7 protein-coding genes, 2 tRNA genes and 2 rRNA genes are annotated in these 14,874 nt (G+C 43.8%); 7 read left to right on the top strand and 4 right to left on the bottom strand.

Going from position 1 to position 14,874, the window contains the following annotated elements:
- Nucleotides 1-83 precede the first annotated feature (83 nt).
- Nucleotides 84-1,808, top strand: coding sequence for a single-stranded-DNA-specific exonuclease RecJ (gene recJ / locus FH971_RS16580; RefSeq protein ID WP_140235068.1), 1,725 nt, complete (start codon nt 84-86; stop codon nt 1,806-1,808).
- Between the two features lie 161 nt (nt 1,809-1,969).
- Here the strand turns inward: recJ and FH971_RS16575 are convergent.
- The 3 genes from FH971_RS16575 to FH971_RS16565 form a co-directional block, all read right to left on the bottom strand.
- A tRNA-Leu gene (locus tag FH971_RS16575) sits at nt 1,970-2,056 on the bottom strand.
- Nucleotides 2,057-2,115: 59 nt separating this feature from the next.
- Nucleotides 2,116-2,191: transfer RNA gene (locus tag FH971_RS16570), tRNA-Phe, on the bottom strand.
- A 318-nt stretch (nt 2,192-2,509) separates the two neighbouring features.
- A complete protein-coding gene (locus FH971_RS16565) occupies nt 2,510-3,271 on the bottom strand; it encodes an outer membrane protein assembly factor BamD (RefSeq protein ID WP_137225695.1) in 762 nt (253 codons plus the stop codon).
- 123 nt (nt 3,272-3,394) lie between these two features.
- Here FH971_RS16565 and rluD point away from each other — a divergent pair, with 123 nt between their 5' ends.
- From rluD to clpB, 3 genes are all read left to right on the top strand, one after another.
- Nucleotides 3,395-4,369, top strand: coding sequence for a 23S rRNA pseudouridine(1911/1915/1917) synthase RluD (gene rluD / locus FH971_RS16560; protein ID WP_137225696.1), 975 nt, complete (start codon nt 3,395-3,397; stop codon nt 4,367-4,369).
- Nucleotides 4,369-5,097 carry a peptidoglycan editing factor PgeF gene (gene pgeF / locus FH971_RS16555; protein ID WP_137225698.1) on the top strand — a complete coding sequence of 243 codons (729 nt, stop codon included), beginning with the start codon at nt 4,369-4,371 and terminating at the stop codon, nt 5,095-5,097. The genes rluD and pgeF overlap by 1 nt, the downstream gene beginning before the upstream one ends.
- A gap of 152 nt (nt 5,098-5,249) precedes the next feature.
- Nucleotides 5,250-7,823: an ATP-dependent chaperone ClpB gene (gene clpB, locus FH971_RS16550; protein ID WP_140235067.1), complete on the top strand. Its 2,574-nt coding sequence runs from the start codon at nt 5,250-5,252 to the stop codon at nt 7,821-7,823.
- 59 nt (nt 7,824-7,882) lie between these two features.
- On the opposite strand, the gene FH971_RS16545 is transcribed toward clpB, so the two are convergent.
- Nucleotides 7,883-8,329 carry a DUF4124 domain-containing protein gene (locus tag FH971_RS16545; protein ID WP_140235066.1) on the bottom strand — a complete coding sequence of 149 codons (447 nt, stop codon included), beginning with the start codon at nt 8,327-8,329 and terminating at the stop codon, nt 7,883-7,885.
- A 97-nt stretch (nt 8,330-8,426) separates the two neighbouring features.
- Here FH971_RS16545 and pssA point away from each other — a divergent pair, with 97 nt between their 5' ends.
- The 3 genes from pssA to FH971_RS16530 all read left to right on the top strand — a co-directional run bounded on the left by pssA (nt 8,427) and on the right by FH971_RS16530 (nt 14,874).
- Nucleotides 8,427-9,287 (top strand): CDP-diacylglycerol--serine O-phosphatidyltransferase, encoded by an 861-nt coding sequence (pssA, locus tag FH971_RS16540; RefSeq protein ID WP_140235065.1) that lies wholly within the window; start codon nt 8,427-8,429, stop codon nt 9,285-9,287.
- A gap of 757 nt (nt 9,288-10,044) precedes the next feature.
- Nucleotides 10,045-11,588, top strand: a 16S ribosomal RNA gene (locus FH971_RS16535).
- A gap of 381 nt (nt 11,589-11,969) precedes the next feature.
- Nucleotides 11,970-14,874 (top strand): 23S ribosomal RNA (locus tag FH971_RS16530).
- The 16S and 23S rRNA genes sit together here, the layout of an rRNA operon.

Below are 14,874 nucleotides of genomic sequence, written 5' to 3'. Positions count from 1 at the left end.
GTGCTAATAATATAAATCAAGGTGAGCTTCGGCTCACCTTTTTGTTATGCTCTATTTTCTTACCGTCCGATTAAGGTTGCCTTTTGTCTCATAAAATCGTCCGTCGCCCTCAGGTTGATGATAGCCATTTACCTGCTTCTTTACCGCCAATACTGAAACAACTCTATGCTCGCCGTGGAGTTAATGAAGATAACTGTGAATTAGTGCTAAATAAGTTGTTACGTCCAGATACTATGAAAGGACTTGCAGAAGCCGCCGTGATTATTGCAGATGCGATTGCTGCGCAACAATCAATATTGATTGTTGGCGATTTTGATGCTGATGGCGCCACGTCAACTAGTGTATGTATCTTAGCATTGAAATTAATGGGGGCTAACAATGTCGATTACCTTATTCCTAATCGATTTGATTATGGTTATGGCTTAAGCCCTGAAATTGTTGCGGTGGCTTATAGTAAAAATGCCGATGTACTCATTACGGTCGATAATGGCATCTCGTCAATTGAGGGGGTTGCAGCTGCCAAATTGTTGGGGATGACTGTTATTGTAACTGATCATCACTTGCCTGGAAGTTCATTGCCCAATGCTGATGTTATTGTCAATCCAAATCAACCCGGTTGTCAGTTTGCGAGTAAATCTATTGCTGGTGTTGGGGTGGCGTTTTATCTCATGTCAGCTTTGCGAGCAGAATTAAGACAGCGTAATTGGTATCAACAGCAAAAAATTACAGAGCCCAATCTAGGAACATTACTCGATATTGTCGCGTTAGGGACTGTCGCTGATGTTGTGGCGTTGGACACTAATAACCGTATTTTAGTGAATGCAGGATTACAGCGTGTTCGTAATGGCCGCTGTCGTGTTGGTATTACGGCGTTGCTTGAAGTTGCAAAACGTAGCCCTGAAAAGATGGTTGCCGCAGACTTTGGTTTTGCAGTCGGCCCCAGATTAAATGCCGCTGGCCGTTTAGATGAAATGGCCTTAGGGGTTGAAACCTTATTATGTGAAGACATTTTTCTGGCCAGAAGAATGGCTGCCGAACTAGATGGATTAAACCAAGAGCGCCGCGAGCTTGAAACCGGCATGCAACAAGAGGCATTAAAAAGTTTATCGAAAGTGTCGCTCAATGAAGATGATTTACCCTGGGGCATTGCCATTTTTCAAGATGATTGGCATCAGGGGGTGATTGGGATCTTAGCCTCACGGATTAAGGATCGATATCAACGTCCCGTTATTGCCTTTGCCGATGCAGGTGATGGCGCAATAAAAGGTTCGGCCCGTTCGATTAAAGGTCTACATATGCGCGATCTACTTGAACGCATTAATGGCTTATATCCTGGAATGATAATCAAATTTGGTGGTCATGCGATGGCGGCGGGATTATCACTAAAAGAAGACGCATTCGAGCAGTTTAAACAAGCCTTTGACAATGCTGTAAGGGAAGTCTTGGATTATGAACAGCTGACGGGAGAGTTACTCTCTGATGGTGAGTTGTCTACTGATTTAATGACACTTGATACCGCATTTTTATTACGTAATGCAGGGCCATGGGGGCAATCGTTTGAAGAGCCTTTGTTTGATGGCGTGTTTAATGTTATCCAGCAACGTATAGTTGGCGAAAAACATCTAAAGCTTTTGTTAGAGACAGAATGCGGCAGTATGATGTTAGATGGTATAGCTTTCAATATTGATTTAGCCATATGGCCTGATGCAACCATTAAGCATGCTCGTGTGGTGTATAAACTAGATGTGAATGAGTTTAGGGGTAACCAAACCGTGCAGTTAATGGTGGATTATATTGAACCTATGTAGTGGGTTTAATCTTTGATATACCATTTATTAGCAGAGATAAATGGTATTGAGATTGTAAATTATGTGCCGTCTTAAAATGTATTTATCATCTTTAAGTACAATAAATTAAAACAAAAAGGCCTCGCAATGCGAGGCCTTTTTGTAAAAAGTATAAAGTTATTTGGTACAGGTGAGAGGACTTGAACCTCCACGCCCTTTCGAGCATCAGCACCTGAAGCTGACGTGTCTACCAATTCCACCACACCTGCAAAACATGTATTGCGAAATAACTTTATTTTATTAGTCGCTGAAGCCACCAACATAAATATGGTGCCCGAACCCGGAATCGAACCAGGGACACGAGGATTTTCAATCCTCTGCTCTACCGACTGAGCTATTCGGGCGACGGACGCAATTTAAAGGGTTTTGACCTGCTTAGTCAACCTGTTTTTACTATTTATGTCAAAATTTGCTTCATTTGGATGTATTTTGTGCGCATCGAATGTTATTCAGCCAAAGCATCATAGTGAGTGTAATACTTCATTGTTATGCTGGTTAGTTACTTAAATAATGTTATGGTGCATTTTTACTGAGTGATACTGAGACTAAGTAAACTAGAGTAGAGATAAATTTGCCAACGTTGGTTGGTCAGGCATAAAAAAACGCTCCGTGGAGCGTTTAATGGTAATAACTAATTAACTGCCGTTGAGATTAAATAATGGCTAGTTAGTTAATATCTCATTATTTGGAAAGTTTGCTTTCATCACAGTTTTAACGTGTTGTTGTAATTTTTCCTGACCTAATTCGCCATATGCTTCAGCCATAATCTCTAATGCTCGTTCAGTTGAAGGTGTTCCTGGGAATTTTTCCATAACTGTTTGAGCACGAACTGCAGCTGCACTCCATGCGTTCATTTTGATATAATATTCGGCAACTTTAATTGAATATTTGGCTAAACGGTTCTTTAAGAACTGCATACGTTGCTGTGCATCGGCAGAATACTTGCTATTTGGATACGATTTAATCAATCGATCGAAATCTTTAAATGCATCTTGGGCATTCTTTGGATCGCGATCGGTACGATCAATATTCATTAAATCGTGAAATAAGTAATTATCTGCCTGCATATTAGTTAAACCACGCATATAATAGACGTAATCTATATTAGGATGCGTTGGATTGAGGCGAATAAAGCGATCAATATTAGCAAGTCCCGAGGCTGCATCATCCATTTTGTAATACGCGTATATCAAGTCTAATTGAACTTGAGTTTTATGCGGACCAAATGGAAAACGTGAGTCTAATGCTTCAAGTGAACGGACGGCTTTAGAGTAATTACCTAATTCCATTGACGTTCTTGCTTGTGAATACAGTACCTCAGGTGATGCTTTATTGGCAACATCATCGTCTTCTGGACTGCTACTACAGGCTGTTAAAGCCAGTGAAAGTAATACTAGGGCGGCACCTTTGGCAATTTTATGCATACTTGAATTCAATTCTTTTTAAGTTGTTGTTAAGAATTTTTCCATTTCACGGTAAAATGGAAAACATCCGATTGTAACAGATAGTTCATTCACTTTGGACCCCTAAACTGGGGTACGGTTCCTATGACACAAGAGATTAATCTAAAAAGCGAGATCACAGCAACACAAACCGGTCTGAGATTGGACCAAGCATTAGCTGCTTTGTTCCCTGACTATTCGCGCACACGCATCAAGGAATGGATCCTATCTGGTGCAATTACTGTTGACGGTATCACAGTCGACAAGCCACGGGAAAAGGTTTTCGAAACTCAACTGATAGAAGTGACTGCCACTATTGAGGAAGAAGTGCGTGCACAAGCACAAAATATCGACCTTAATATTGTTTATGAAGATGATCATATTTTAGTGGTGAATAAGCAAGCAGGTTTGGTTGTTCATCCTGGTGCGGGCAATGCCGACGGCACATTGATGAACGCATTGTTACATCATTGTCCTAGTATTGAGCACGTTCCAAGAGCGGGTATTGTACATCGATTAGATAAGGACACCACGGGCTTAATGGTTGTTGCTAAAACGGTTGAAGCACAAACACACTTGGTAGCGGCCTTACAAGCTCGTGATATTGTTCGCGAATATGAAGCAATTGTATTGGGTACCATGACCGCTGGTGGCACTGTTGATGAACCTATCGATCGTCACGCAACTAGACGTACCCAAATGGCCGTGATACATGGTGGTCGCCCATCAGTGACTCACTATCGTGTCGCTGAGAAATTCCGGGCTCATACGCGTTTGCGTTTACGTTTAGAGAGTGGTCGAACTCACCAAATTCGTGTTCATATGGCATATATTGGGCATGAGCTTGTTGGTGATCCTGTTTATGGTGGTCGACCTCGTCCTCCTAAATCTGCTAGCCCAGAGTTTTTTGAGTTGCTTAAAGGCTTTAATCGTCAAGCATTACATGCGGTGCGTTTAGAGCTTGCTCATCCATTTACTTGTGAAATCATGACATGGCATGCGCCTATTCCTGATGACATGGCTGAGTTAACTAAAGCACTACGAGTTGATACAGAGCTTAATCCGATAGTGTATTTATAATGCTTAAGCACGATTGGCTTATACCTGATAACGTTGCCATAGCAATGACAAATCGCTATGGCGGTATCAGTGTTAGCCCTTTTGATAGTTTAAATCTAGGTTTACATGTTGGCGATAAGCCTCAAGATGTATTAGCTAATCGTGCAATTTTAAGCGAAACATTATCACTACCCGCTAAGCCAACTTGGCTCGAGCAAGTCCACGGTACTAATATCGTCGATTTACAGACGTTGAGCGCAGATAGCTCAATAACGTTGGCGGATGGTAGTTATTGCAATCAATTTGGTAATGTTTGCGCGGTAATGACCGCCGACTGTTTACCGATATTATTGTGTAATCAACAAGGTACTGAAGTGGCGGCTGTCCATGCTGGATGGCGTGGTTTGTGTGAGGGTGTCATTGAGCAAGCCTTGACGATGTTTAAATCTGCACCATCAACATTGAATGCTTATTTGGGGCCTGCAATTGGCTCTTCTTCATTTGAGGTTGGCGGTGAGGTTCGTGATGCTTTTATCAATAAAGATCCGCAAGCTTCAAGGTACTTTGTACGTCATCACACCAAATACTTAGGTGATTTAGTTGGGCTGGCTAAGCTGCGTTTGTCTGCTGCGGGTGTCATTCAAGTTTATAGTGCTGATGTGTGCACCTTTTCAGATCCTGATTACTTCTCTTATCGTCGAGATAAACAAACTGGCCGAATGGCTTCGTTAATTTGGCTTAAATCCTAAGTTATTTGTTTGAGTTTAAAAAATACACGATTTGTTGATGTAGATTAAGTTTTAAGCTTGAAATTAAATAAAATGCCCCCATCATTAAGATAACAAATTATTCGTTTCTGAATTAATTTCCCTTCCATAAGTGTCAGATCCTAGGAGGTTGTATGAGACTCGATCGTATGACTAATAAGTTTCAAATTGCCATTTCCGATGCTCAATCGTTAGCCTTGGGGCGCGACCATCAATTTATTGAACCTATTCATTTAATGATGGCGCTATTAAATCAAGATTCCGGTTCTATTCATTCTTTGCTCACGCAAGCGGGGATTCGCGTCAGCGCGCTTCGTTCAGCTGTTAGCCAAGCGTTAGAGAATTTACCGCAGGTTGAAGGTACTGGTGGTGATGTTCAGCTGTCACAAGGGTTAATTCGTTTATTGAATCTTTGCGATAAATTAGCCCAAAAGCGTAAAGATAAATATATTTCATCGGAATTGTTTATCTTAGCCGCATTGGAAAATAATGATCAGCTTGCCAAGGCATTGAAAGATGCTGGTGCGACCAAAGAATTAATGGAAAAAACCATTGAAGATATGCGTGGTGGCCAGAATGTCGATGATCCCAATGCTGAAGATCAACGCCAAGCGTTGAAAAAATTTACTGTAGATTTAACCGAACGCGCTGAACAAGGGAAATTAGACCCTGTTATTGGCCGTGATGAAGAAATCCGCCGTACGATTCAAGTATTACAACGCCGAACAAAAAATAATCCAGTATTAATTGGTGAGCCTGGCGTGGGTAAAACGGCTATTGTTGAAGGTTTAGCACAACGTATTGTTAATGGCGAAGTCCCTGAAGGAATTAAAAATAAGCGTGTTTTATCATTGGATATGGGCGCGTTAATTGCGGGGGCTAAATATCGCGGTGAGTTCGAAGAGCGCTTAAAAGCAGTCCTCAATGAGCTATCCCAAGAAGAAGGTCAGGTCATTCTGTTTATTGATGAGCTGCATACAATGGTCGGCGCAGGTAAGGGCGAGGGCGCAATGGATGCTGGTAATATGCTTAAGCCGGCATTAGCGCGTGGCGATCTGCATTGTGTTGGTGCAACAACGCTAGACGAATACCGCCAATATATTGAGAAAGATGCCGCATTAGAACGTCGTTTTCAAAAAGTGATTGTTGATGAACCGAGTGTTGAAGATACCATTGCTATTTTACGTGGCTTAAAAGAACGTTATGAATTACATCATCATGTAGAGATTACTGATCCTGCTATTGTTGCCGCTGCAACAATGTCACATCGCTATATTTCAGATAGAAAATTACCAGACAAAGCTATCGACTTAATCGATGAAGCGGCATCTAGTATTAGAATGCAAATTGATTCTAAACCAGAAGCGCTAGATCGATTAGAACGTCGTGCTATTCAACTAAAACTAGAAGAGCAAGCGTTAAGTAAAGAGTCTGATGATGCCAGTCGTAAACGTCTAGAGTTTTTACAAAATGAACTGAGTGATGTTGAAAGTAAAGTCTCAGAGATGAATGAGATTTGGCATACCGAAAAAGCTGCACTAGCTGGAACTCAACATATTAAAGCCGACCTTGAACAAGCTAGAATGGACTTGGAAGTGGCTCGACGTGCTGGGGACTTAACACGTATGTCCGAACTACAGTATGGGCGTATTCCTGAGCTTGAAAAACAGTTGGATTTAGCATCTCAAGCAGAAATGCAAGATATGACATTGCTGCGTAATAAAGTCACGGAAGTAGAAATCGCTGAAGTGTTATCAAAAGCTACCGGTATTCCTGTGTCGAAAATGCTCGAAGGTGAACGAGAAAAGCTATTGCACATGGAGGCTGCATTACACGAACGTGTTATCGGTCAAAATGAGGCTGTCGAAGCGGTATCTAATGCCATTCGTCGTAGTCGTGCTGGTCTTGCTGATCCTCAACGTCCAATCGGATCCTTTTTATTCCTTGGACCAACTGGTGTCGGTAAAACTGAGCTATGTAAAGCGTTAGCTAAATTCTTATTCGATACTGAATCCGCGTTGGTGCGTATCGACATGTCTGAATTTATGGAAAAACACTCAGTGTCACGTTTGGTCGGAGCCCCTCCAGGATATGTAGGTTATGAAGAAGGAGGGTATTTAACCGAAACAGTACGCCGTAAACCTTACTCAGTGATATTGTTAGACGAAGTTGAGAAGGCGCATCCAGACGTCTTTAACGTATTACTGCAAGTATTAGATGATGGTCGTTTGACTGATGGTCAAGGCAGAACGGTTGATTTTAAAAATACTGTCATCATTATGACTTCGAACCTTGGGTCAGATATTATCCAAGAGGGATTTGGTCATACGAGTTATGAAGAGATGAAAGCTGGGGTCATGAATGTGGTGACACAAAGTTTCCGTCCTGAGTTTTTAAACCGTATTGATGAGTCAGTTGTATTCCATCCATTAGATGAAGAAAACATCAAACATATTGCCAGCATTCAATTTGAGCTCTTACGCAAACGTTTGCTTGAAAAAGAGTTCGATATTGAATTGTCTGATGAGGCTCTAACGTTAATCGCGGATGCTGGATTTGATCCTGTCTATGGTGCAAGGCCATTAAAACGAGCATTGCAGCAAGAAGTTGAAAATCCGTTAGCCCAAAAATTACTCCGTGGCGAATTGCTGCCGGGTAAAATGATCAAAGTCGTAGTGAAAGAGGGAAAATTAGCATTCATTCAATAATGTAATTTAGCAATATTAAGTTATGCTGATATAAGAAAGGGAGCCGTTGCTCCCTTTTTCTATTGTTGTGTATTGCAAAATAAACGGATTCGGTCAGTATTTTCTTTTATCGCTGCTTGTCTTTGTTCTTCTGTCATGGTCACTGTTTCGCCGCTTTCTTTGTTTTGTTGGCTTAACTTACTGTGGGTCTTTAATACGTTAAGGCTGTGTTTAGCACTTTCACAGATATCTTTCGCCTGTTGCTTATCCTTTTGGTTAATAATTTTTGCCGATTTCTCTAACTCAGATTCAACTTTAACGGAAGATTTTTTCTGTGGTGTGTGTGTGCCTATTTTAGACGGTTCCATATCTTCACTGTAAATCTTGTTAGCATCTACATTTTGAGGCTGTTGTTGACTGTAATGAACTACACCCTTTTCATCTACCCAAGTGTAAATTGTCGCGGCAAATAAGCATGTACTAAATGCAAAAGTGGTTAAAACAATAACTAAACGCATAATTCCCATTTGAGTATCCTAAAGCTAATTGACGTTATGCTTGAATGTATAAAAATATGCTATCTTGATTATAAATCCAACATCTAAACGATAATATTTAAAGTGTATGCAAAATTCATCCAATCACCCAGTAAAAAACAAAGGTATTTACTTATTACCTAACTTGTTTACCACAGCAGGATTATTTTCAGGTTTTTATGCGGTTATTTCATCGATGAATGGCCATTTCGAATCTGCTGCCATTGCTATTTTTATCGCCATGATTTGTGATGGCCTTGACGGCAGAGTTGCGAGGCTTACAAATACGCAAAGTGATTTCGGCGCCGAATACGACAGTATGGCAGATATGGTCTCCTTCGGTATGGCCCCAGCTTTATTAGTTTATAACTGGGCGTTACAGGATTTAGGTAAGATTGGTTGGCTTGCATCCTTTATTTATTGTGCATGTGCAGCGTTAAGGTTGGCGCGTTTTAATACTCAAGTCGGTGTGGCTGACAAAAGGTTTTTTCAAGGGCTTGCAAGTCCAGCTGCGGCTGCTTTAATTGCTGGAAGTATCTGGAGTGGTAGTAAATATGGAATTGATACAACAAGTATAAATTACATAGCTGCAATCATTACCACATTAACTGGACTGCTAATGGTCAGTAATTTCCGCTATCACTCTTTTAAAGAAGTTGATTGGCGGAGTAAGGTAAATTTTGTCGTAATGTTAATGCTTGTCGGTGTATTCGTTATTATTTCTGTAGAACCTGCAATCATACTTTGCCTAGGCTTTTATATTTATGCACTCTCTGGACCGATTATTACCATTAAAAGTATTAAGAAACTAAAAGTGGAACATATTGTTGGTGACGAATTGAATAAACAAGATACACAACAACCTTCATCTATCTGTAATGCTCCTAGTACTGATAGTACTGATAGTACTGATAGCACCAAGAGTACAAAAGATGAAACTGGAAGCTAAGAAGTGATCATTAACGACAGTAACGCTTAATAATAGCATTGGGCATTATTAGGTATAGATTACATTCCCATAAATTGTTTGTCCTTATCTCCTCATTAAATAGCCCCTACTCTTCATATTCCAAAAATTAGAGCTTTCATTTAAGTCTCATTACATCTTAATCAGTAAACCTTTGTATTTTAGCTGTAGCGAAATGGAATGAAATTTAACCTTGTTGAGTGCTTTTAGTACTGCGTTGTTTGAATAGTGTTCGGTCGGTTGCTTTTCTTCTAAAAGGTATACAAAAGGGCTTGCACTAAATCCTGTGTTGCCTATAATGCGCATCCACTGACACGGCAGACAGCGCAAGCGGTCACCGGGTTAGGTTGAATTAAGTGCTTCAAAACACTGAGTTCAGCAGCGAAAAGAAAGTTTGAAAAAACACTTGACGCCAACACGGGGAAGCGTAGAATACGCACCCCAAGCCAACGACCTAGCGTCTTAGGCTGCTAACATGAAAGACTTAAACTTCTTCATAGTGAGCAACGTTCTTTAACAATTTAAACAAGAAATCTGTGTGGACATTCACAGGTATTGAGTTATTCGAAATTGTCTTCTGTTCTTCGGAATGTTGGCAATCAAAAAATTTCAACTCAATGCAACGATGAATGTTCATAGCAATATGTAACAAACATCTTATAGATTCTTCCGAGTTTATAAGGTGTAAATCAGAATTCATTGAGCCGAAATATTCCTAACCGAATATTTCAAAAAACTTTAATTGAAGAGTTTGATCATGGCTCAGATTGAACGCTGGCGGCAGGCCTAACACATGCAAGTCGAGCGGTAACAGAGAGGAAGCTTGCTTTCTTTGCTGACGAGCGGCGGACGGGTGAGTAATGCCTAGGGATCTGCCCAGTCGAGGGGGATAACAGTTGGAAACGACTGCTAATACCGCATACGCCCTACGGGGGAAAGGAGGGGACCTTCGGGCCTTTCGCGATTGGATGAACCTAGGTGGGATTAGCTAGTTGGTGAGGTAATGGCTCACCAAGGCGACGATCCCTAGCTGTTCTGAGAGGATGATCAGCCACACTGGGACTGAGACACGGCCCAGACTCCTACGGGAGGCAGCAGTGGGGAATATTGCACAATGGGGGAAACCCTGATGCAGCCATGCCGCGTGTGTGAAGAAGGCCTTCGGGTTGTAAAGCACTTTCAGTAGGGAGGAAAGGTAGCGTGTTAATAGCACGCTGCTGTGACGTTACCTACAGAAGAAGGACCGGCTAACTTCGTGCCAGCAGCCGCGGTAATACGAGGGGTCCGAGCGTTAATCGGAATTACTGGGCGTAAAGCGTACGCAGGCGGTTCATTAAGCTAGATGTGAAATCCCCGGGCTCAACCTGGGAATTGCATTTAGAACTGGTGAACTAGAGTCTTGTAGAGGGGGTAGAATTTCAGGTGTAGCGGTGAAATGCGTAGAGATCTGAAGGAATACCGGTGGCGAAGGCGGCCCCCTGGACAAAGACTGACGCTCATGTACGAAAGCGTGGGGAGCAAACAGGATTAGATACCCTGGTAGTCCACGCCGTAAACGATGTCTACTCGGAGTTTGGTGACTTAGTCACTGGGCTCCCAAGCTAACGCATTAAGTAGACCGCCTGGGGAGTACGGCCGCAAGGTTAAAACTCAAATGAATTGACGGGGGCCCGCACAAGCGGTGGAGCATGTGGTTTAATTCGATGCAACGCGAAGAACCTTACCTACTCTTGACATCCACAGAAGCCGGAAGAGATTCTGGTGTGCCTTCGGGAACTGTGAGACAGGTGCTGCATGGCTGTCGTCAGCTCGTGTTGTGAAATGTTGGGTTAAGTCCCGCAACGAGCGCAACCCCTATCCTTATTTGCCAGCACGTAATGGTGGGAACTCTAGGGAGACTGCCGGTGATAAACCGGAGGAAGGTGGGGACGACGTCAAGTCATCATGGCCCTTACGAGTAGGGCTACACACGTGCTACAATGGCGTATACAGAGGGTTGCAAAGCCGCGAGGTGGAGCTAATCTCACAAAGTACGTCGTAGTCCGGATTGGAGTCTGCAACTCGACTCCATGAAGTCGGAATCGCTAGTAATCGTAGATCAGAATGCTACGGTGAATACGTTCCCGGGCCTTGTACACACCGCCCGTCACACCATGGGAGTGGGCTGCAAAAGAAGTGGGTAGTTTAACCTTCGGGAGAACGCTCACCACTTTGTGGTTCATGACTGGGGTGAAGTCGTAACAAGGTAGCCCTAGGGGAACCTGGGGCTGGATCACCTCCTTACCTATACGACTAACTCAATACCTAAAGTGCAGCAATGCATGTGAGTGTTCACACAGATTACTTGTTAACTTCTTCGGAAGTAGAGTGAAATGCGCCGCGAGCCGGTTAGCATTGTTCTTTAACAATTTGGAAAGCTGATAGTACTAACTAAAGGCGCATAGATGATAATTCGTTGTCGTTTGTGTGATTACGTTAGTGCGAAAAATAATACTGATGCGAAAGTATCAGTATCTTGAGTTCTCAAAACACTGTTTAAGTGTCTTGAATATTCTAAAAACTAAGGCGAGTCCACTTCCTACCCTGGAGGTGAGACAAGTAAAAACCAGCTAGTTGCGATATAACGCAGGTGGTTCACGAAAGTGAAACTCATTTGGGTTGTATGGTTAAGTGACTAAGCGTATACGGTGGATGCCTTGGCAGTCAGAGGCGATGAAGGACGTAATAACTTGCGAAAAGCGTTGGCGAGCTAGTAATAAGCATTTGAGCTAACGATATCCGAATGGGGAAACCCAGCAGCATAAGCTGTTATCACTACATGAATACATAGTGTAGTGAGGCAAACCCGGGGAACTGAAACATCTAAGTACCCGGAGGAAAAGAAATCAACCGAGATTCCCCTAGTAGCGGCGAGCGAACGGGGATTAGCCCTTAAGTCTATGGGGTGTTAGTGGAATGTGTTGGAAAGCACAGCGGCACAGGGTGATAGCCCCGTACATGAAAACTAACCATAGATGAAAACGAGTAAGGCGGGACACGTGACATCCTGTTTGAATATGGGGGGACCATCCTCCAAGGCTAAATACTCCTGACTGACCGATAGTGAACCAGTACCGTGAGGGAAAGGCGAAAAGAACCCCTGTGAGGGGAGTGAAATAGAACCTGAAACCGTGTACGTACAAGCAGTGGGAGCGGTTCTTGAGACCGTGACTGCGTACCTTTTGTATAATGGGTCAGCGACTTACGTTTTGTAGCGAGGTTAAGCGAATAGCGGAGCCGTAGGGAAACCGAGTGTTAACTGCGCGTTTAGTTGCAAGGCGTAGACCCGAAACCGAGTGATCTAGCCATGGGCAGGTTGAAGGTTGAGTAACATCAACTGGAGGACCGAACCGACTTATGTTGAAAAATGAGCGGATGACTTGTGGCTGGGGGTGAAAGGCCAATCAAACTCGGAGATATCTGGTTCTCCTCGAAAGCTATTTAGGTAGCGCCTCGAGCGAATACCATTGGGGGTAGAGCACTGTTAAGGCTAGGGGGTCATCCCGACTTACCAACCCTTTGCAAACTCCGAATACCAATGAGTACTACTCGGGAGACAGACAGCGGGTGCTAACGTCCGTTGTCAAAAGGGAAACAACCCAGACCGTCAGCTAAGGTCCCAAAGTGTATGTTAAGTGGGAAACGATGTGGGAAGGCTTAGACAGCTAGGATGTTGGCTTAGAAGCAGCCATCATTTAAAGAAAGCGTAATAGCTCACTAGTCGAGTCGGCCTGCGCGGAAGATTTAACGGGGCTAAACATACCACCGAAGCTACGGGTGCATGCCATTAGGTGTGCGCGGTAGAGGAGCGTTCTGTAAGCGGTTGAAGGTGAAGGGGTAACCCACACTGGACGTATCAGAAGTGCGAATGCTGACATGAGTAACGATAAAGGGAGTGAAAAACTCCCTCGCCGAAAGACCAAGGGTTCCTGTCCAACGTTAATCGGGGCAGGGTGAGTCGACCCCTAAGGTGAGGCCGAAAGGCGTAATCGATGGGAAACAGATTAATATTTCTGTACTTTTGCTAACTGCGATGGAGAGACGGAGAAGGCTAGGCTAGCGCGGCGTTGGTAGTCCGCGTTTAAGGTAGTAGGCTGTATTCTTAGGCAAATCCGGGAATACGTACTTAAATGTACAGGTTGAGAGCTGATGACGAGTCACTAAGGTGATGAAGTAGTTGATGCCATGCTTCCAGGAAAATCTTCTAAGCTTCAGGTTAGTAGAAATCGTACCCCAAACCGACACAGGTGGTCGGGTAGAGAATACCAAGGCGCTTGAGAGAACTCGGCTGAAGGAACTAGGCAAAATGGTACCGTAACTTCGGGAGAAGGTACGCTGCTGTCGGTGATGGGACTTGCTCCCTAAGCTGACGGCAGTCGCAGATACCAGGTGGCTGCAACTGTTTATCAAAAACACAGTACTGTGCAAAATCGCAAGATGACGTATACGGTATGACGCCTGCCCGGTGCCGGAAGGTTAATTGATTGGGTTATCTTCGGAGAAGCTCATGATCGAAGCCCCGGTAAACGGCGGCCGTAACTATAACGGTCCTAAGGTAGCGAAATTCCTTGTCGGGTAAGTTCCGACCTGCACGAATGGCGTAATGATGGCCACGCTGTCTCCAGCCGAGACTCAGTGAAGTTGAAATTGCGGTGAAGATGCCGTATACCCGCGGCTAGACGGAAAGACCCCGTGAACCTTTACTATAGCTTGGCACTGAACATTGAACCTACATGTGTAGGATAGGTGGGAGACTTTGAAACTTTGACGCTAGTCAGAGTGGAGTCAATCTTGAAATACCACCCTTGTAGTTTTGATGTTCTAACCGCGGCCCCTTATCGGGGTTCGGGACAGTGCCTGGTGGGTAGTTTGACTGGGGCGGTCTCCTCCCAAAGAGTAACGGAGGAGCACGAAGGTTGGCTAAGTACGGTCGGACATCGTACGGTTAGTGCAATGGCATAAGCCAGCTTAACTGCGAGACATACACGTCGAGCAGGTACGAAAGTAGGTCATAGTGATCCGGTGGTTCTGAATGGAAGGGCCATCGCTCAACGGATAAAAGGTACTCCGGGGATAACAGGCTGATACCGCCCAAGAGTTCATATCGACGGCGGTGTTTGGCACCTCGATGTCGGCTCATCACATCCTGGGGCTGAAGTCGGTCCCAAGGGTATGGCTGTTCGCCATTTAAAGTGGTACGCGAGCTGGGTTCAGAACGTCGTGAGACAGTTCGGTCCCTATCTGCCGTGGGCGTTGGATGATTGAAGGAAGCTGCTCCTAGTACGAGAGGACCGGAGTGGACGAACCGCTGGTGTTCGGGTTGTTATGCCAATAGCATTGCCCGGTAGCTACGTTCGGAATCGATAACCGCTGAAAGCATCTAAGCGGGAAGCGAGTCCTAAGATGAGTCATCCCTAGAGCTTTAAGCTCTCTAAAGGGCCGTAGGAGACTACTACGTTGATAGGCAAGGTGTGTAAGCGTTGTGAGGCGTTGAGCTAACTTGTACTAATGACCCGTGAGGCTTAACCAT

The sequence above is a fragment of the Shewanella polaris genome (genome assembly GCF_006385555.1).
In the GTDB taxonomy this organism is placed as follows: Bacteria; Pseudomonadota; Gammaproteobacteria; order Enterobacterales; family Shewanellaceae; genus Shewanella; species Shewanella polaris.
This window is presented reverse-complemented; position numbering and strand designations above follow the sequence as displayed.